Below are 18881 nucleotides of genomic sequence, written 5' to 3' on the forward strand. Positions count from 1 at the left end.
TTCCGGCGTCTGGTTGTTCCCGATGGCCCGGCCGCTCCCGGGCCGTTCCGGGCGCGGCCGCCGGGGCGGGCCGCGTCAGTGGTGGGCGGGGGAGGACTGCGCGCGGGGTGCCGGCGCGTGCCGGCGGCGCAGCAGTGTGACGACGGCCTCGGTGAGCTCGGCGGGGTCGACCGGGTGGGTGACCACCGCGTCCGCCAGGGACCAGCTCGCCAGCCAGCGGTCGTCACGGCGGGCGACCAGCAGGACGGTGGGCGGGCAGTCGGGGACCTCGTTCTTGAGCTGCCGGGACAGGCCCATGCCACCGCTGGGGGCGGCCTCGGCGTCCAGGACGCAGATGTCGGCCTCCCCGTGGTCGACCGCGTCGATCACGGACGGGCCGTCCGCGGCGTCCAGGAACTCCAGGATGCCGAGCTCGCGGTCGGGAAGCGGGCCGATGGCGAGCTTCACCCGCTCCCGGACCTCGGGCTTGTCCGCGTACACGAGAACGGTACTCATGCGACCGCAGGCCTTTCACTCGAAGCGGCCGTCGGCGGGATGGCGCCCGAGGGGAGCGTCAAGGAGCCGCGCACCGCGACCGCGGCGGTGTGCGCCCATGGCGGGTGTGCGCCCATGGTGCGATGCGCACCTGTGGCAGCAGCCCGCCCGCAGGGTATCCGATCGTGCCGACGGGTGACGCCCACGGCCGCGGCACCGATGCTGTGCGGGACACGCAGGGAGGATGCCGATGTGTCATCGCCCGCGCCGCCAGCGCGGGCGTGGCGGGTTTACGGGAGCCGCCTTCTTTGGTAGATAATGAGACTCGTTCTCAAAGTTGTCGATCATGACAGAACTCGTCGCGACCGGCTGTGACCAAACGTGACAAGACAATCGCGGATGGCCGGGCGGGGCGGGGGCGGGCGTACCGACAACATCGGGCGTGACAACATCGGACGTGACATGGACGGCCAGCAGGATCTCCGCCTCACCCCCCAGCGCCGTGCGGTGCTGGAGGTGCTTCGGGCCGTCCACAGCCACCCGACGGCGGCCGAGGTCTACGACCGCGTCCGGGAAGTCGCGCCAGGTATCGGCGCTGCCACCGTCTATCGGTCCCTGGGGCTGCTCGTCCAGGCCGGGCAGGCCCGTGAGCTCAGCCTCGGCAACGGTACGGCAGCCCGCTACGACGGGAACACCAGCCGTCACGACCATCTGGTCTGTGACCGCTGCGGACGAGCCGTGGACATCGATCTGCCAAGCCCGGTAGAGATGATCGTCAACGAGCTCGCGCACAGCACCGGCTTCGCGATCACAGGCTACGACCTGCAGTTGCGTGGCCTGTGTCCGTCCTGTCGACCGGGTGGCTGATCACCGGTAGCCCTGAAGACCATCGGCTGTCGCGCGGCCGGTGTCCCACCCGGGGTTTCCCGCGCCGCCACGAGCCACTCAATCCGAGCGGTCGCCGTCATCCCGGACGGCCGCACCCGAAGGACTCGCCTCGTTACCAGAGGTGACCGTACTCGAAGAAGGAGCACCCATGTCCAAGCTGGACGGCACGAAGACGCACGACAACCTCAAGGAGGCGTTCGCCGGCGAGAGCCAGGCGAACCGCCGCTACCTCTACTTCGCCCGGGTGGCTGACATCGAGGGCCTGACCGACGTCAGCTCGCTCTTCCGCGACACCGCCGAGGGCGAGACCGGCCACGCCTTCGGCCACCTGGACTTCCTCGCCAAGGTCGGCGACCCGGCGACGGGGAGCCCGATCGGCGACACCGCCAAGAACCTCGCCAGCGCCGTGGCGGGGGAGACCTACGAGTTCACCGCGATGTACCCGGGCTTTGCCAAGACCGCCCGCGAGGAGGGCTTCGAGGAGATCGCCGACTGGTTCGCCACTCTCGCGCGGGCCGAGAAGACCCACGCCGGCCGGTTCCAGAAGGCCCTGGACTCGCTGGAGACAGTCGCGGCGGAATAGCTCCGGCGGGCCGCACCGCTTCGGGCCGTCACCGGGGCGGGGCCGCCTGCCGCCGAGAGGGTATCCGGCCGGGGTGGACGCACGAGTCGCGTCCGCCCCGGCCGGTCCACGTTGTCGGCACGTGATGTCGCCGGTCCACGTTGCCGGCGTGCGCCCGGCGGACGGCCTCCCGGCCGCTTCACGATCTGGCGGATGCCGGCGTAGGATCCGGCGCGCCGCCCATGCCTTCGATGATCGTCAGGGAGTCCCAACGATGGCGCTCAGTGTTGCCGACATCATCACCGACCCCGAGGCCTACTCCGCCCAACGGCCGAGCCTGCGCGCCCGCATCCTGCCCGTGCGGGCGGAGCGCCGAATCCGGGTCGGCGACATGCTCCTGTTCGAGTTCGAGAACGAGCAGACCCTGCGCTACCAGGTGCAGGAGATGGTCTACACCGAACGGCTGCGCGACCCCTCGGAGGTCGCCCATGAGATCGACATCTATTCCCGCCTGCTGCCCTCCAGCCACACGCTGACCGCCACCCTGTTCATCGAGCTCGACGTCCTGGACACCGTGCGCGCGGAGCTGGAGCGGCTGGCCGGTGTGCAGCGCAGCATCCGGCTGGAGATCGGCGGCGTACCGGCACCGGCCGAGGAGGTCCTCAGCCCCGACGAGGACCCGGACGTCCCGAGCCAGACCGTGTCCGTGCACATGCTGCGGTTCCTCCTCAACGACGCCACCCGGGACGCCTTCCGGGATCCGGCCGTGCCGGTCGAGCTGGTGGTTGACCACCCCGCGTACAACGAGGCGACACCGGTCACCGGCGCGACCAGGACGTCCCTGATCGCGGACCTCTCGCTACGCGGCTAGCCGCCCCGCCGGCTGGCGGCGGGACGGCTGGCGGCGAGGCGGATGCCGCGGCCCGGACCCGGCAGCGGCCTCGTCAGCCCTGTTCCGTCCCCCGCGTCTGGTCACGGACGGTCGCGGGCCGGCGCGGGGCGGCGGTGTCGCTCGCGGCGAGCCGGGCCAGCCAGGCGTTGTAGGCCGCCTCCCGGGCGAGCAGCTCGGCTTCGGGGTCGCTCTGCGGCGCGGGCCCGGGCCCCTCTTCCGCATCCCGTTCCCGCCCCGCATCCCGCGGCTGCCCGGGCGCGTCCGGGCGGGGCCGGGCAGGGCCGGTGGCGGCGTCGAGCAGCCGGTCCAGGCGGCGGTCCTCGCGGGCGGCCTCCCGGTCGTCCGCCCGCGACCACTGGATGAACAGCGCGATGAACACCAGAGCGCCGACGATCTCGCCGGCGGCCCACATCAGCCCGGCGCCGGTCTGCTGGTCGCTGAGCGGGCTGGACCCCCAGGTCCGGCCGAGCGCGGTGTACCAGTCCGCGGCGAAGACCTCGTCGGTGGTGAACATCGCCAGCGCCCACAGCGCGTGCATCGGGAAGGTCACGAACAGCAGGAGCAGCCGCCCCCAGTACGGCAGCCGTCCCGGCATCGGGTCGAGCCCGATGATCGGCCAGTAGAACAGGCAGCCGACGGCCAGGAAGTGCGCGTGCAGGAACAGGTGGAGCACCGGGTGCCGCAGCGACGCCTCGTACAGGCTGGTGAAGTACAGCCCGTAGAGGCTCACGATGAACACGGCGAAGCCGACCAGCGGGAAGGCGGCCACCCGCGCCACCCGGCTGTGCAGCAGCCTCACCAGCAGCCGGCGGGGGCGCAGCGGCAGGGCCCGCAGCGCCAGTGTCACGGGGGCGCCCAGCGCGAGCGGGATGGGCGCGACCGTGCCGAGCAACATGTGCTGGACGGCGTGTGCGCTGAACAGGGCGGTGTCGTAGGCGGCTATCCCGCCGACGAGCGCATAGGCGACCACCAGCAGGCCGGCCAGCCAGGAGGCGGTCCGCCAGCGGCTCCAGGCGTCTCCGCGATCTGTGAGTCTGCTCACGCCGAACAGGTACAGCCCGCCCATGAGGGCGACCAGCAGCAGCGGGCCGGGTTCCGGCGAGAGGTGCAGCAGCATCCGTCCGACGGTCGGTGGCGGTGGAAGTTCTCCCTGCCCGGACGATGCGAGCAGGCTTCCCGCGCCTGCCGCGGCAAGGGCACCGGGACTGGTCACAGGCCCTTTCACCTCACTCCGATCGGGGCTGGACGGGGGTTCGGCCGAACCCTCGACAGCTCGTAGTCCTACCGAATGTCGAACCTACGGTGGCGCCTGGCGGATCGCGTGCCAGAATGACCGACGTGGCCTCCGCCTCCGTCCTTGAGAAAGCTCCGCCGCCGCACCCCACGGCCAACCGTCCCTCGATGGTTTCCGTGGGGACGATCGTGTGGCTGTCATCGGAGCTGATGTTCTTCGCGGCCCTGTTCGCGATGTACTACACGATCCGGTCGGTCGACAGCGACAACTGGCCGCCGGTCACCGGCGTTCCCGCGGGGTCCGAGTACGGCCCGGTCCACCTGCACGTCGGCTTCGCGCTCTTCTTCACGACGATCCTGGTGCTCTCCAGCCTGACCTGCCAGCTCGGCGTGTTCGCGGCCGAGCGCGGTGACGTCTACGGGCTGCGCCGCTGGTACGTCATCACCCTGCTCATGGGCCTGGTGTTCGTCGGCGGCCAGGCGTGGGAGTACTTCCGCGAGAACGAGTTCTCGATCTCGTCCCATGCCTACGGGTCCGTGTACTACCTCACGACCGGCTTCCACGGCCTGCATGTCATCGGCGGGCTCGTCGCCTTCGTGATCGTGCTCGCCCGGTCGACCTACGGCAGGTTCACGCCCGAGAAGGCGACGTCCGCGATCGTGACGTCGTACTACTGGCACTTCGTCGACGTCGTCTGGATCGGCCTGTACGCGACCATCTACCTCCTCCAGTGAGCGACATGACTGCATCTACGGGCGCTGCCCGCGCATCCGTACGCCGGCGTCGGCGTTCCTCGGCCGTGGTCCTGCTGGTGGCGCTCGCGGCCACCGGCGTGCTGTGGACGGCGTTCGCTCCGCGCGGGACGGCCGAGGACACCGCGGCGACCAACGAGGCCGTCCGGGCGGGCCGCGCCCTCTACCTCCAGGGCTGCTCAAGCTGCCACGGCCTGCAGGGCCAGGGCGGCAACCAGGCCCCGAGCCTGATCGGCGTCGGGTCGGCCGCGGTCGACTTCCAGGTCAGCACCGGGCGGATGCCGCTGGCCGCGCCGGGCGCGCAGGCCAAGCGCAAGGACCCGATCTACAGCCAGACGCAGATCGACCAGCTGGCCGCCTACATCGACAGCCTCGGCGGCGGCCCGAAGAAGCCGGTCATCGACGAGGCCGAGTGGGACGACGCCGACCTGGCCCACGGCGGGGAGCTGTACCGGGCGAACTGCGCCCAGTGCCACCAGGCGGCGGGCGCGGGCGCGCCGCTGACCTACGGCAAGTACGCGCCGGACCTCAGCCACGCCACCCCGACCCAGATCATCGAGGCGATGCGGACCGGTCCGGAGTCGATGCCCCTGTTCGGCCCGGGGCAGATCGACGAGGCCGACGCGGTCGCGATCGCCAAGTACGTCCGGCACGTCAGCGAGGCCTCGGGCGCCGGTGGCCACGACCTCGGCAAGTACGGCCCGGTCCCCGAAGGGCTGCTGGCCTGGCTGGTCGGGATCGGCGGCCTGCTCGCGGTGTGCCTGTGGATCGGAGCGAGGCAGAAGGTATGAGCAAGCAGGACGACGACAACGCCGGCCCGGGCCCGTCCGGCGACGGCGGCAGCATCTTCGACCGGGCCAAGCACCCGGTGAAGCCGTCGGGGGAGCCCGCGTCCGGGTCCGGCGCCGGCGCCGGCGCTGGCGGGCCCGAGCTGCGGCAGGGCCGTGACGACGGTCCCGAGCGTCTCGGCACCCCGCCGCACCAGACCGACTCGACCCGCGCGGGGTCGACGGTCCTGCTGGCCGAGCCGCCCGAGCGGGGCGTGAGCGTACGCGATCCCCACGCCGAGGCGGTCGACCGCCGGGCCGAACGCCGGGCCGAGCGGCTGGCCGCGTTCTGGTTCGTGGTCTCGATCATCGGGACGGTCGGGTTCGTCGTCACTAACTTCGTCGGTGACAAGCACAAGGAGTACTACACCCCGGCCCTGGGCGCCGCGCTCGCCCTGGCCGTGGGCGGCATCGGGTTCGGGGTCATCATCTGGGCCAAGCGGCTCATGCCGCACGAGGAGGCCGTCCAGGAGCGGCATCCCTTCAGGTCCGCGGACGAGGAGATCGCCGCCACCGAGGAGACGGTCGCCCTCGGCTACGCCGACACCGGGCTGGCCCGCCGGCCGCTGATCCGCCGGACCCTGCTCGGCGCGGGCACGGTGCTCGGCGCCCTGCTGGTGGTACCGCTGCTGAACCTGACCAACCGCAAGCCGGGCAAGCAGCTCAACCACACCCACTGGGTGAAGGGCGCCCGGCTGGTCACCGGCGAGGGCACCCCGGTCAGGCTCGGTGACATCTCCATCGGCGGCATCGAGACGGTGTTCCCGGCGGTCCCGGTCACCGAGCCGGACGGCAGGGTCCGCTACGAGCCCCAGCTCACCCTGCACCAGAAGGCCGACAGCGCCACCGTCCTGATCAGGCTCGGCCCGGACGAGAATCGGCCGCGGCCGGGCCGGGAGAACTGGGCCTACGACGGCCACGTCGCCTACTCCAAGATCTGCACCCACGCGGGCTGCCCGGTCAGCCTCTACGAGGCGCAGACCCACCACCTGCTCTGCCCCTGCCACCAGTCCGTGTTCGATGTGCTGGACGGATGTCGAGCGATCTTCGGGCCGGCCAGCCGGTCCCTGCCGCAGCTGGCGATCGGCGTTGACGCGGACGGATATTTCATCGCACGAGACGGCGACTACACCGAGCCCGTCGGTCCCGCCTTCTGGGAGCGCTCATGACCACCGTCCCACCACCGCCCCTGGTCAAGAGGCCGGGCCCCGTCCGCGCGCTCAACCGGGCGGCCGACGAACGGTTCGGCACGCAGGAGGCGCTGCGGCGCAACCTGAACAAGGTGTTCCCCGGCCACTGGTCCTTCATGATCGGGGAGATCGCCCTCTACAGCTTCGTCATCCTGGTGCTGACCGGCATCTACCTGACGCTGTTCTTCGACCCGAGCAACACCGAGGTCGTCTACGACGGCTCGTACGTGCCGCTCAAGGGCGTCGAGATGAGCCGCGCCTACGCGTCGACCCTGGAGATCAGTTTCGACACCCGCGCGGGCCTGGTCTTCCGCCAGATCCACCACTGGGCCGCGCTGCTGTTCGTCGCGTCCATCCTGGTGCACCTGATGCGGGTGTTCTTCACCGGCGCCTTCCGCAAGCCCCGCGAGGTCAACTGGCTGATCGGCGTCGGCCTGTTCGTGCTGGGCATCCTGGAGGGCTTCGCCGGCTACTCGCTGCCGGACGACCTGCTCTCCGGCACCGGGCTGCGGATCGCCGCGTCCATCGCGCAGTCGATCCCGGTCGTCGGCACCTGGGCGTCCTTCCTCGTCTTCAACGGTGAGTGGCCGGGCGAGAACTTCATCCCCCGGCTGTACGTCGTCCACATCCTGCTGGTGCCGGGCATCCTGCTGGCGCTGATCGGCGCCCATCTGGGCATCCTCTGGCACCAGAAGCACACCGACTTCCCCGGGCCGGGCAAGACCGAGCACAACGTCGTCGGGCACCGGGTCTTCCCGGTCTTCGCGGCGAAGTCCAGCGGCTTCTTCATGCTGGTGTTCGCGATGCTCGCCCTGCTCGGGGGCCTTGCCCAGATCAACCCGATCTGGGCCTTCGGGCCGTACGACCCGGCGAACGTCAGCTCCGCCTCCCAGCCGGACTGGTACATCGGCTTCCTGGACGGATCGACCCGGCTGTTCCCGCCGTGGGAGTTCCGTGGGCTCGGGCACACCGTCCCGGCGGTGTTCTGGCCGACGCTGATCCTGCCCGGCATCCTGTTCACCCTGCTCGCCGTGTACCCGTTCATCGAGGCGAAGGTCACCGGTGACAAGGAGTCGCACAACCTGCTGCAGCGCCCGCGCGAGGCGCCCACCCGCACCGCCCTCGGCGTCTTCGCCATCGCGTTCTACCTGGTGCTGTGGATCTCGGGTGGCAACGACGTCATCGCCAAGACGTTCGACATCTCGCTGAACGCGATGACCTGGGCGGGACGTGTCGGCGCCATCGTCCTGCCGCCGATCGCCTTCTACCTCACCAGGAAGCTGTGCATCCACCTGCAGGAGCGTGACCGCGAGATCGCCGCGCACGGCATCGAGACCGGGATCATCCAGCAGCTGCCCAACGGGGAGTTCATCGAGGAGCACCGGCCGAAGCTGCCGCCGGTGCCCGACCACCCCCGGGTGCCGACCGACCGGGTGGCCCTGCCGCCCGCGGGGGAGGGGCACGGCAAGGGCGACCTCGTGCGCCGTGCGGGACGGGCTGTCAGCGGCTTCTTCGTCGAGGACGAGGAACGCCAGCCGGAGCCGACCGGCTCCCCGCAGCGTCCCGAGGGCGGGCACTGACCGGCTGAGCTCTTCCCGGTTCTTCCCGCCGCACGGCCTACCTGGGGCCTTCCGCTTCCGTCATCCGGAGGTGGGAGGCTCCAGGCCGTTTACGGGCTGTTCGGGCGGATGTCCGATGGTTTGGCCGGCCGGCTGGCCGGCTGGCCGGCCGCCGCTGGGCGGAGGAAGGCGGGCCGGCGTGCGGGTGGCCGGCCCGGGGCAGGTGACGCGGCAGCCGTGGAGGTGGATAGTTAGTTGTAGAAAGAAAAAGATATGGAGGCCGGATGTCCATCGATCACTCCGTGTCCCCGGCCGCGTCCGCGCCGGCCCGGGACGACCCGCCGGCGCTGGACGTCCGGGGGCTGACCTACCGCTTCGGTGCGAAGACCGCGGTCGACTCCCTCGACCTCACCCTCGCCCCCGGGGAGATCGTCGGCCTGCTCGGGCCGAACGGCGCCGGCAAGACCACGGCGATCCGCGTCATCGTGACGCTGCTGCGGCCGGCGGCCGGCTCGGCTGCCGTCTTCGGGGTGGACGCGGCCCGCCAGCCGATCCGGGCCCGGCGGCTGATCGGCTACGTCCCGCAGATGCTCTCCGCGGACAGCGGGCTGACCGGACGCGAGAACGTCGCGCTGTTCGCCGGCCTGTTCGACGTCCCGCGCCGGCACCGCCGGGCCAGGGTCGACCAGGCGCTGGCGGCCATGGGCCTGACCGACGTCGCCGACCGGCTGGCGCGCACCTACTCGGGCGGGATGGTCCGCCGCCTGGAACTGGCCCAGGCCCTGGTCAACGCGCCACGGCTGCTCATCCTCGACGAGCCGACCGTCGGCCTCGACCCGATCGCCCGCGACAGCGTCTGGGAGCACGTCCTGCGCCTGCGCGAGGAGTACGGCATGGCGGTGCTGCTGACCACCCACTACATGGAGGAGGCCGACGTCCTTTGCGACCGGGTCGCGCTGATGCACGCCGGCCGGGTACGGGCCACCGGTGTGCCCGGCGAGCTGAAGGCCGCGCTGGGCCCGCGGGCCAGCCTGGAGGACGTCTTCCGGCACCACACCGGCGGCGCGCTCGCCGGCAACGGCAACGGCAACGAGGCAGGTGATTTCCGTGGCGTCCAGCACACCCGCCGTGCCGCCAGCCGGGTTGGCTAGCCCTCCCGGGGAGCGGGATTCCCGGAGCACCGGGAGCGCGGCCGGCAGGGCCTGGCCCGGCGGCCTCATCGACGACGACTTCGACGCCAGCAGGCTGGGCGCGGCCCGGCTGCTGCTGCGCCGGCTGGCCACGCTGTCCCTGGTGGAGCTGCAGAAGCTGCGCCACGACCGGGTGGAGCTCTACACCAGGGCCGTCCAGCCCGCGCTGTGGCTGCTGGTCTTCGGCGTGACGTTCAACCGCATCCACGCCATCCCGACCGGGTCCGTTCCGTATCTGGACTACCTGGCACCGGGGATCCTCGCCCAGTCCGCGCTGTTCATCTCGATCTTCTACGGTATCCAGATCATCTGGGACCGGGACGCGGGCGTGCTGGCCAAGCTCATGGTCACGCCCACGCCACGCACCGCGCTGGTCACGGGCAAGGCCTTCGCAGCCGGGGTGCGCGCGCTGATCCAGGTGTTCGTCGTCGTGCTGCTCGCGGCGGTGCTCGGCGTCGGGCTGACCGCCAACCCGCTGAAGCTGCTGGGCGCCGCGGTGGCGGTGGTGATCGGCGCGGCGTTCTTCGCCTGCCTGTCCATCGTGATCGCGGGGCTGGTGCTCTCCCGGGACCGGCTGATGGGCATCGGTCAGGCGATCATGATGCCGATGTTCTTCGCCAGCAACGCCCTCTACCCGGTCGACATCATGCCGTCCTGGGTGCGTGTGGTCAGCTACCTCAACCCGCTGAGCTACCTGGTCGACGCGCTGCGTGGCCTGCTGATCGGCGCGCATGCCCACCTGCCGCTCGACTTCGCCGTCCTGATCGGCTCCGCCGGCGTGACGATCCTGGCGGCGAGCGCACTGCTCGGCCGGCTCGCGCGGTAGCGGCTTCCGGTACGGCCGGCGCGGCCGGGGTTTCCGGCGCGGCCGGGGTGGCCGGGGTGGCCGGGTCGCAGGGGTGGCCGGATGCCCGGCTATCGGGGCGCCCGGCCGCCCCGGGCATCCTGGCCGCCTGGCCGCGCCAGTGGGCCTGCGGCGCTGGCCGGGTGGCGGTCAGCCGCCCAGCAGGGCGATCTGCCTGGCCGCCGCGGTCACCGGGGAGGCCCACTGGCCGTCGAGGCCGACCAGGCGCACGCCCGGGCCGGTCAGCCAGCGCTGGATCAGCTCGGTCTCCTCGGCGCTCGCGCAGGGCGTGGGGCCCGGCCCCGGCCGCACGGTCTCGGCGCTGGCCCGGGCCGCCGTCACCCAGGGCCACGGATCGGTGCGTGCCGGTGCGCTGGCCGCCCCAGCGAGCCGGCCGTGGCGGATCACCGCGATGTCCCACCCGCCCTCCTCGCCGGGCGCGGCGGCGGTCATCTCGGCCACGCCGGTCAGCGCCGACAGGTGCTGGAGCCGCCGCGCGGCGCGCAGGAAGGCCAGCAGCCGGTCGCGGACGACGGCCGCGTCCTCGTAGCGTCGCTCGGCGGCGAGGACGGCGATGCGGGCCCGCGCGGCGTCCACGACCACCTGGGGGTCGGTGGTGATGGCCGTCACGGCCGCCGCCACGTGCCGCGCATACTGCTGCGGGCTCTCCCGGCCGTCGCAGGGCGCCCCGCAGCGGTCCAGCTCCGCCAGCGCGCACGCGGCGGTGGGCCGGCGCGGGGACAGCCGGGTGGCGCACTGGCGCAGCGGGATCGCCTCGTGGATCGCGGCCGCGGCGAGGTCCGCCGCGGCCATGCTGGGGAAGGGGCCGAGGTAGGTGGCGTCGTCCCGGGCCGCGCGCACCCGGGACAGCCGCGGGTACGGCTCGTCGGTGATCTTCAGGTAGACCGCCCGTTCCGGATTGCGGGAGCGCCGGTTGTACGGGGGCTTGTGCTCGGCGATCAGCCGGACCTCCCGGACCTGCGCCTCCAGCGCGTGCGCGCACGTGACCGCGTCCACCCGTTCGGCCGAGGCGACCATCGCGGCCATCCGCTGCCGCGGCTCACCGGCGGTGAAGTACGACCGGACGCGGGCCCGCACCGACCGGGACGTCCCGACGTAGAGCGGCCGGTCGGCGCTGTCCCGGAAGATGTACACCCCCGGGCCGGTCGGCAGGTCGTCCGCCAGGTGCCGCTTGCGCCGCCGGGCGGGGGAGACCTTGCGGGAGAACCCGTGCACCTCCTCCAGCGTGGTCACGCCGAAGCCGGCCAGACGCTCGAACAGCCCGTGCAGCACGGCGACGGTCGCCCGCGCGTCCGCCAGCGCCCGGTGGCAGGGCCCGGCGTCCGCGGGGAAGAGCCGGGCCAGCGAGGCGAGCTTGTGGTCCGGGGTCTCGTCCCGGCCCAGCACCTGCCTGGCGATACGGAGCGTGTCCAGATGTTCCCAGGCGGGGACGGGCTGGCCGCAGCGTACGCACGCCTCCCGCAGGAAGCCGAGGTCGAAGGGCGCGTTGTGCGCGACCAGCACGCCGCCGTGGGCGAACTCCAGGAAGGCCGGCAGGACGGCGTCGATGCGCGGCGCGGTGGCGACCATCGCGTCGGTGATCCCGGTGAGGACCGAGATGAACGGCGGGATCGGCGCGGCCGGCCGCACCAGCGTCGCCAGCTCCCCGAGGACATCCCCGCCGCGGATCTTCACCGCGCCGATCTCGGTGATCTCACTGTCGGCCGCCTGGCTGCCGGTGGTCTCCAGGTCCACCACGACGAAGGTGACCTCCCGCAGGGGACGGCCGAGCTCCGCCGGCGGCTCGGGCAGCTGGGGCGCCGGCAGCACGGGACGGACATGATCGTCTAGCTGGCGGCCCGCCGGAACGCCCTGGTGGAGCGGGGGCTGGGGCCCGGCAGGCGAGGTGGGCGGCGTGTCCGGGTGGCCGCCGCCCGGCACGGAGGGGAACCGGCGCATGTACGGGTACGCTAGTCCCCGCTCACGACAGTTTTCCCGTCCCGTTCCCGCCTCGTTCCCGGACCGGCTCCCGCCCCGCCCGCCGGTCACCGGCTGGTCGCCAGGTGTCGCCGGCCCGTTACGCGAACGGCCGGGCGAACCCGTCCTGACCCGCCGTGGTGACCCGGAACTCGTTGCCCTCCGGGTCGGCGAGGATGAAGCCGCTGTCGGCGCCGTCGGTGTAGTGCCCGACCTCGCGGGCGCCCAGCGACGACAGCCAGCCGACGACGCGCGCGGCGTCCACCGCGTACAGGTCCAGGTGCAGCCGGCCCGGGCTCGGCACCGATCCGGACACGCGCCGTAAGCGCAGCTTGGGGCCGGCGCCGGCCGGGTGGCGCAGGACGGCCGAGCCGCCATCATGACGCGCGACCTCGTAGCCGAGCGCCGACGACCAGAACCTGACCATCAGCTCCACGTCGACGCAGTCCAGGCTTACCTGGGCCATGCGGATGCCATTCGTTTCAAACCAGGCCACAGGCGCATGATTCCGTATGGCTGACCGGTCTGCGCCGGTGCGTCACCCATGGGCCCGCCGGCCCGTCCGCGCCGGCGTCCCCGCCGCCGCCAGCGCGGGTGGGGCGGAGCGGTACGGTCACTGTCGGGCCTCACCCGGCTACGGTCCGGATGCAGACGCCGTCCAGATGACGCCGTCCGGATACGGATACCGTCCAGATACAGCCACCGTCCGACATGTACTGTCCGGGCATGGCCAGCATCTTCACCCGGATCATCAAGAGGGAGCTGCCCGGACGGATCGTCCACGAGGACGACCACAGCGCGGCGTTCCTGACCATCGCCCCGATCCGGCCGGGGCACACCCTGGTGGTGCCACGACTGGAGGTCGACCACTGGATCGACCTGCCGCCCGACGTCCTGCGGGAGCTGTGGGGCACCGCGGCCCTGGTCGGGCGGGCCATCGACACCGCCTTCCGCCCCCGCAAGGTGGCCGCGCTGCTGGCCGGGCTGGAGGTGCCACACGTGCACGTGCACCTCATCCCGATCGACTCCGAGGCCGACATCTCGTTCGAGGCGGCCGATCACAGCCCTGACCCGGATGCGCTCGACGACGCCGCCGAGCGCATCCGGGCCGCCCTCGCCCGGTAGCGCCTGTCAGGACGGGCCCGGCCGGCCGGGCGGGCCTGGCCGGGCGGGGCTGGCGCTGTGGCCTGGACGAAACGGCCGAGAACCCATGCGATCCGGAGGGATCGGGCTGGCCCGATACGCTGGGGTGTCGTCGTCGTTGTTCCCAACGTGCCCCGGAGTCTGGCCGTGTCCCTCGATCTTCCCGAACCCCCTGCCCGCATCCGGTGGGGGACACGCGCGGATCCGGTCCGCTGCGCCGTGGCGGGGAGGCCGTGGCACCAGGGGCGGGCCCGTGCCCAGGCCGTTCCCGGCGGCCCTGGCGGGCTCGGCTGTCCCGGCCGGGGCGGGGGGCGAGGGGCGGCGGCCGGGCATACCGCGGGCCTCCGGCATTGTCACCCTGGTGGGCCGAACGGCGCCACGGCGACCAGTATCGCGGTGGCCGGCGGCAGACCGTCGGACGGCGGCTCGCCAGGTGGCGGTGGCAGGCTGGGCGACGCGCCGTGCGCGCCTGCACGGGCGTCCGGGTGAGCGAGCCGCTTCCGTCCAGCGTCCGGGCACAGATCGTGGCGTTCGCGGCCGACACCCTCGCCGATCTCCCGGAACAGGACGTGCCGGCCACGCTCGTGGCTGTCCGCCGCTTCATCCCGTCCCGGCGGTCCCGGCTCGGAGCGACGCCGCTGGCGGCGGCCATGGCCAACGACGCGGTCTTTCGCGGCCGGGTCGCCGAGCGGCTGCGGCTGGCCCTGCCCGAGCTCGTGGCGTCGCTGGAGTCCGACGAGGGGCCGCCCGAGGCGGCGCCGCCCGAGGAGATCGCGGCCGTCGCCTACGTCCTGCGGCTGCCCGGCTGGGAACGGATGCTCGAGGCCGCCGCCCATGAGGTGGCCGAGGCCGCGGCGTCGGCCCGCGCGGTCGACGCCACCGAGACGGTCACACGTCTGCATGAACAGCTCGACACGCTCCGGCAGAGCGCCAAGGCCGAGAACGACCAGTTGCGGGAACGTCTGGCGGCCGCCCGCTCCGAGGTGGAGGACGCCCGCCGCCGGCTGCGCTCCTCCTCCGACCGGCTCCGCCGGACCGAGAGCACGGCGAACGAGGCCGTCGAGACGGCGGAGAAGGCCCGTGACGAGGCGGTCGCCGCCGCCCGGGACGCCGAGGCCGAGACCCGCCGGCTACGGCAGCGGGTCGCCGAGCTCGAAGCCGCCGCGACCGCGTCCCGGCGGGGCAGCCGGGAGGCCCGCTCCGCCGAGGACGTGCGCCTGCGGGTCCTGCTCGACACGCTGATGGCCGCGGCCAACGGCTTCCGCAAGGAGCTCGCGCTGCCGACCGCCGTGCTGCACCCGGCGGACATCGTCGGCCGTGGTGAGGATGACGCCGCGCCTCTCGACCCGTTCTGCGGGGTCAGCGCCCGCGGCCTGGCCGAGGACGACCCGGCCGTGATCGACGAGGTGCTCGCCGTCCCCGGGGTGCATCTCATCGTGGACGGTTACAACGTCACCAAGCGTGGGTACGGCTCGTTGACGCTGCAGGCGCAGCGCGCCCGGCTGCTGTCCGGGCTCGGCGCGCTGGCCGGCCGCGCGTCCGAGAGCGAGATCACGGTCGTGTTCGACGCGACCGCGGTCACCGCCAGGCCGGTCGGGGTGGCGGCGCCCCGCGGGGTGCGGGTGCTCTTCAGCCGCTCCGGCCAGCTGGCCGACGAGGAGATCGTCCGCCTGGTGCGGGCCGAGCCGGTGGGGCGTCCCGTCGTCGTCGTCACCTCGGACCGCGAGGTGGCCGACACCAGCCGCCGCTCGGGCGCGCGCCCGGTCCCCTCCGCCGCCCTCCTGGCCCGCCTCGACCGCTCCTGACCGCCGGCGGCATCAGGGCTCGTGGTCGTTTCAACAACCCCGTATTGTTGATCATAGTGTTCGGATCGCATGGTTGGACGCGTGAAAACGATGATCGATCCGGAGGACGTCAAGCAGGCCAGAAGCATGATCAGAAAATGAGCGGACCTAACGCAGCGGCATGAGAACCGATCGATCTTGGTGGAGAGTTCCGAAATCGCGGTCCGCTCGGTCGCCGCATGTGTCCCGATCAGGAACGACGCCCAGCGACTGCCACAGTAGGCAGGTCGCCTGCCGGGTCGAACGTGCGTTCTGTAGATCTGGTAGTTTCTGGCGCTTCCGCCCGTCTGGTGACCGCTGTTGCGGGGATTGTGGTGCGGGCGAACGACCAGACCTGCGCCGAGCCGGGGCCGCGTCACTACGGAGCCGGTGCTGCCGTTTGACCGAGTGCGACAAGAAGGCGTTCGCCGAATGCCGGGGTGCCGTGGGCATGCAGGTAGGTAGCGATGTCGTAGGCGGTCAGCGTGGGGCCGGATCTGCCGGTCCTGGCGGCGATGGCACGAACGGCCTTGACAACGAGGTCTGGGTGGAGGTCGAGTTCGTCGAGGAGGAAGTCGTCGAGGGACTGGCGGGTCAGGGGCGCGGGCAGCGCAGCGGGTGGAAAGTCCGCGAGGTTGTCGGTGATGATCACGTCGGCTCGGCTGGCCACGGCGGCGGCGACCACGTGTCGGTCGTCGGGATCGGGGAGTTCGATGGTCGGCACGAGCCGTTCCCAGCCGGTCACGGGCGCTTCCGGGAAGGCGGTCTTCATCTGCCGGAAGAGGCGGGTGAGGTAGGCGTCGGTTTCTTCTGGCGCGGTTCCGCGTTTGCCGAGCAGCACGCGCAGGGTACGTTCGAGCTCGTCCAGGATCTCGGTGGACCACAGCGGCCGGTAGGCACCGGTGCTGGCGATCTCAAGCAGCACGTCGCGGGCCCTGCTGGGCACTAGAACACAGGTGTCGAGCAGCGCGGAGAACATCTGGTCAGCCTTCGGCGTTCTTGCGGGCGGCTTTCAGCGCAGCCCGGGTCTCGTCGGGGCTGACGTCGTAGAGGCCGAGACGCTCGGTGTCGGCGACCATGTCAGCGAAGGCGAGATCAGCGGCATGGCGTTGGCGCCGCCGGTACTCAAGAAGGTCGTCGAGGCGGACCTTGCGGTGACGGCTGGGCTTCTCGAACGGGATGGCGCCGTTCTCCAGCAGCCGGACCAGGGTGGTGCGGGAGATACGGAGCAGATCCGCGGCTTCCTGGGTGGACATCGTCAGATGGTGCGGAGCCACCGTGACGCCCAGGCCCGCCTTCATCGCCGCGGCGACCTGTAGAAGGACGTTGAACATCGGCTCGGGGAGCTCGACGCTGTGCCCGTCCGGGCCGGTGAGCCGAGGCCGTGAGCCGGCGGTCCGCCGGTCGCGGTCGCGAAGCGCGGCCAGGAAGTCAATGATCTCACCGGTGTCCTCATCCGGCAGGTACGTCTCGTCGTGGAGCGGTTCAGGTCGGACGGACGAGGTCATGAACGGCCTCCAAGACGATCGGAGCGATCGACATACTCGTTTCACTCGATTCTACGCCGACCGCTTGATGGTAGCCGTCCGCTGACGGACACCGCGCCCATCCCCAGCTCGAACGGGCACCCGACACTCGACCGCCATCGGATCAGTGCGCCGGAGCTCTCAGGCCCGGAGCCCAGGAGCGGGTGCATAGTCGCGGCGGCGACTCGGTCGGGTGAGGATCTCGACGCTGTCGATGGCCTGGTCGATCGCGCCAGGCAGATGGCCAAGGGGGCCGTCGGTGCGGTGTCCGAGGCGGGTGAGGAGAGCTCGCAGCTGTGGATCGCTGATCGCATCGGTCAGCGCACGGGTGAGGCGCTGCGCGCCGAGTACCTGTTGCTGTCAGCGGCTGCTGTCCGACGCGCGGCCAGATGTCGTCGGTGTGGTCGGCCGGGTCGGGGTGTCGGGGTCGCGGTCGTTCGATGGGTTCGGAACGTTCCGCACGATAGGGGGGCTGGGATGGCTGACGAGCCGTGGGTGGAGCTGTCGGACGCGATCGGGGCGTTGCGCCGGGAGCTGGCGGCGGCGCGGCTGGCGGGTGCCGGTGAGCCGGCGCGGTTCGCTTTGGGGCCGGTGGAGCTGGAGTTCGCCCTTGAGAGGGTGTTCTGCAGGCTTTTGCCGGTTCTCGACTTGGGTTGATCTTTGGGGTGTGGGGCTGATCGTCTTGCGTTCGGTGGCGGGTGCGTTGTGCTGGAAGGCATGACAGAACGCAGGCCGTATCCCAGTGATCTGTCCGATGAGGCGTGGGAACTGATCTGTCCGGTCGTCACCGCGTGGAAGGCGCGGCATCCGTCGGTCAGTGGGCATGAGGGCCGTTACGCGCTGCGGGAGATCGTGAACGCGGTCCTCTACCAGGCCCGGACCGGCTGCCAGTGGCGTTACCTCCCCCACGACCTGCCACCGGTCAGCGCGGTCTACTACTATTTCGGTGCCTGGCGTGACGACGGCACCACCGAGACCGTGCATGATCTGCTGCGCTGGCAGGTCCGTGAGCAGCACCGCCGCCACGCCGATCCGAGCGCGGTCGTGCTGGACTCCCAGACGGTGCGGGCCTCGACCAACGCCTCGGCGGACACCACCGGCCTGGACCCGGGGAAGAAAAGCCCAGGCCGTAAACGTGGGATCGCCACCGATACCCTTGGTCTGCAGGCTCGCGGTGACCGTGGTCGCCGCGAGCGTGCACGACAACACCCTCGGCGCCGCTCTGCTGGACCGGGTGGCCGCCGCCGTCCCATCGGTGCGCAAGGCGTGGGTGGACGCCGGGTTCAAGACCACGGTCGTCGAGCATGGGGCCGGCCTGGGGAGCGACGTGGAGGTCGTCGGCCGCCCGCCGGGAGCGCGGGGGTTCACCCGGCTGCCGAAACGGTGGGTAGTCGAGCAGACGTTCGGCACGTTGATGTTGCACCGGCGTCTGGCCCGGGGCTACGAAGCGAAACCGTCGAGTGCGGTCGCGATGATCCGCTGGTCGATGGTGGACGTGATGGCACGCCGGCTGACGCGTGCTGCCACGGCGACCTGGCGTGACCCGCGGGTCTGACCCGCGGGATGCACCGGGAAAGGTGCCACAGTGTCGATGAACGAGTTGCTGGAGCAGAGCGAGGCCCGGCGGGTGCGGGTCGGGCGGACCATCGACGCACTCCAGCAGGAGATCGCCGGGCTCGGTGAGCAGCTCGCCGCCGCGCGCCAGGCCCTGGAACGCCTGGAGATCACCCGCCGGACAGTGCTGGAACTGACCGCCGAGGACACCACACCGGCCGAGCCTCTCCCACCCGGCTACCGCGACGTGCTGGCCCTGTTCACCCAGGACGACGGCGACGGGCTCCACGCCAAGGACGCCTGCCGGGCACTGGGCCACGGCACCGGACCCCGCCACGTCGAGAACATGCGAGCCAAACTGAAAAGGCTGGTAGACCGGGGTGTTCTCACCGAACCCGAACCCGGCCTGTTCACCCGGCCCCACCCCACCCCAGAGATCAACCCAA

19 protein-coding genes and 1 pseudogene are annotated in these 18881 nt (G+C 71.8%); 14 read left to right on the forward strand and 6 right to left on the reverse strand.

The annotated features are described in order from the left end of the window. Positions 1-75: 75 nt before the first annotated feature. On the reverse strand, positions 76-495 hold the full coding sequence (locus AC5LUJ_RS08765) for a response regulator transcription factor (protein WP_250286177.1): 420 nt from the start codon (positions 493-495) through the stop codon (positions 76-78). 441 nt (positions 496-936) lie between these two features. On the opposite strand from AC5LUJ_RS08765, the gene AC5LUJ_RS08770 reads away from it, so the two are divergent. The 3 genes from AC5LUJ_RS08770 (at position 937) to AC5LUJ_RS08780 (ending at position 2795) form a co-directional block, all read left to right on the forward strand. Then, the gene (locus AC5LUJ_RS08770; protein WP_250286184.1) at positions 937-1341 is read left to right on the forward strand and encodes a Fur family transcriptional regulator; all 405 of its coding nucleotides are present in this window, start codon (positions 937-939) and stop codon (positions 1339-1341) included. A gap of 169 nt (positions 1342-1510) precedes the next feature. Beyond that, on the forward strand, positions 1511-1945 hold the full coding sequence (locus AC5LUJ_RS08775) for a rubrerythrin family protein (RefSeq protein WP_250286179.1): 435 nt from the start codon (positions 1511-1513) through the stop codon (positions 1943-1945). 253 nt (positions 1946-2198) lie between these two features. Then, on the forward strand, positions 2199-2795 hold the full coding sequence (locus AC5LUJ_RS08780) for a DUF3501 family protein (RefSeq protein WP_250286181.1): 597 nt from the start codon (positions 2199-2201) through the stop codon (positions 2793-2795). Positions 2796-2868: 73 nt separating this feature from the next. Here the strand turns inward: AC5LUJ_RS08780 and AC5LUJ_RS08785 are convergent, their stop codons facing one another. After that, positions 2869-4029, reverse strand: a complete 1161-nt coding sequence (locus AC5LUJ_RS08785) for a cytochrome c oxidase assembly protein (protein ID WP_250292010.1) — start codon at positions 4027-4029, stop codon at positions 2869-2871. 116 nt (positions 4030-4145) lie between these two features. Between AC5LUJ_RS08785 and ctaE the strand changes: the two genes are divergently transcribed. The 6 genes from ctaE (at position 4146) to AC5LUJ_RS08815 (ending at position 10394) form a co-directional block, all read left to right on the forward strand. After that, positions 4146-4784: an aa3-type cytochrome oxidase subunit III gene (gene ctaE, locus AC5LUJ_RS08790; RefSeq protein ID WP_445548468.1), complete on the forward strand. Its 639-nt coding sequence runs from the start codon at positions 4146-4148 to the stop codon at positions 4782-4784. Positions 4785-4789: 5 nt separating this feature from the next. Beyond that, positions 4790-5593 (forward strand): cytochrome bc1 complex diheme cytochrome c subunit, encoded by an 804-nt coding sequence (gene qcrC, locus AC5LUJ_RS08795; RefSeq protein ID WP_250281702.1) that lies wholly within the window; start codon positions 4790-4792, stop codon positions 5591-5593. Further along, complete coding sequence (qcrA, locus tag AC5LUJ_RS08800) at positions 5590-6798, forward strand: cytochrome bc1 complex Rieske iron-sulfur subunit (protein ID WP_250281700.1); 1209 nt, start codon at positions 5590-5592, stop codon at positions 6796-6798. The genes qcrC and qcrA overlap by 4 nt, the downstream gene beginning before the upstream one ends. Next, positions 6795-8399 carry a cytochrome bc1 complex cytochrome b subunit gene (qcrB, locus tag AC5LUJ_RS08805; protein WP_250281698.1) on the forward strand — a complete coding sequence of 535 codons (1605 nt, stop codon included), beginning with the start codon at positions 6795-6797 and terminating at the stop codon, positions 8397-8399. The genes qcrA and qcrB overlap by 4 nt, the downstream gene beginning before the upstream one ends. 263 nt (positions 8400-8662) lie before the next feature. Further along, positions 8663-9529 carry an ABC transporter ATP-binding protein gene (locus AC5LUJ_RS08810; protein WP_250281695.1) on the forward strand — a complete coding sequence of 289 codons (867 nt, stop codon included), beginning with the start codon at positions 8663-8665 and terminating at the stop codon, positions 9527-9529. Beyond that, complete coding sequence (locus AC5LUJ_RS08815; protein WP_250281693.1) at positions 9486-10394, forward strand: ABC transporter permease; 909 nt, start codon at positions 9486-9488, stop codon at positions 10392-10394. Before AC5LUJ_RS08810 ends, AC5LUJ_RS08815 begins: the two co-directional genes overlap by 44 nt. Positions 10395-10562: 168 nt before the next feature. On the opposite strand, the gene AC5LUJ_RS08820 is transcribed toward AC5LUJ_RS08815, so the two are convergent. Beyond that, positions 10563-12242 carry a DEDD exonuclease domain-containing protein gene (locus AC5LUJ_RS08820; protein ID WP_250281691.1) on the reverse strand — a complete coding sequence of 560 codons (1680 nt, stop codon included), beginning with the start codon at positions 12240-12242 and terminating at the stop codon, positions 10563-10565. A 247-nt stretch (positions 12243-12489) separates the two neighbouring features. Further along, positions 12490-12855: a VOC family protein gene (locus AC5LUJ_RS08825; RefSeq protein ID WP_250281688.1), complete on the reverse strand. Its 366-nt coding sequence runs from the start codon at positions 12853-12855 to the stop codon at positions 12490-12492. Between the two features lie 260 nt (positions 12856-13115). Here AC5LUJ_RS08825 and AC5LUJ_RS08830 point away from each other — a divergent pair, with 260 nt between their 5' ends. Both AC5LUJ_RS08830 and AC5LUJ_RS08835 read left to right on the forward strand, forming a co-directional pair. Beyond that, on the forward strand, positions 13116-13514 hold the full coding sequence (locus tag AC5LUJ_RS08830; protein ID WP_250281686.1) for an HIT family protein: 399 nt from the start codon (positions 13116-13118) through the stop codon (positions 13512-13514). 503 nt (positions 13515-14017) lie between these two features. Beyond that, positions 14018-15337, forward strand: coding sequence for an NYN domain-containing protein (locus AC5LUJ_RS08835; RefSeq protein ID WP_250281685.1), 1320 nt, complete (start codon positions 14018-14020; stop codon positions 15335-15337). 397 nt (positions 15338-15734) lie between these two features. On the opposite strand, the gene AC5LUJ_RS08840 is transcribed toward AC5LUJ_RS08835, so the two are convergent. Both AC5LUJ_RS08840 and AC5LUJ_RS08845 read right to left on the reverse strand, forming a co-directional pair. Then, entirely contained in the window at positions 15735-16334 is a 600-nt protein-coding gene (locus tag AC5LUJ_RS08840) for a PIN domain-containing protein (RefSeq protein WP_250281683.1), read from the reverse strand. Between the two features lie 4 nt (positions 16335-16338). Next, complete coding sequence (locus AC5LUJ_RS08845; protein WP_250281680.1) at positions 16339-16863, reverse strand: helix-turn-helix domain-containing protein; 525 nt, start codon at positions 16861-16863, stop codon at positions 16339-16341. Between the two features lie 495 nt (positions 16864-17358). On the opposite strand from AC5LUJ_RS08845, the gene AC5LUJ_RS08850 reads away from it, so the two are divergent. The 3 genes and pseudogenes from AC5LUJ_RS08850 to AC5LUJ_RS08860 all read left to right on the forward strand — a co-directional run. Continuing rightward, positions 17359-17538, forward strand: coding sequence for a trypco2 family protein (locus AC5LUJ_RS08850; protein ID WP_250281678.1), 180 nt, complete (start codon positions 17359-17361; stop codon positions 17536-17538). A gap of 60 nt (positions 17539-17598) precedes the next feature. Beyond that, positions 17599-18436: pseudogene (locus tag AC5LUJ_RS08855) on the forward strand (IS5 family transposase). A gap of 36 nt (positions 18437-18472) precedes the next feature. After that, on the forward strand, positions 18473-18881 hold a 409-nt coding region (locus AC5LUJ_RS08860; RefSeq protein ID WP_493464755.1), incomplete at its 3' end, for a hypothetical protein.

The sequence above is a fragment of the Protofrankia sp. CiP1_Cm_nod3 genome, from assembly GCF_982290655.1.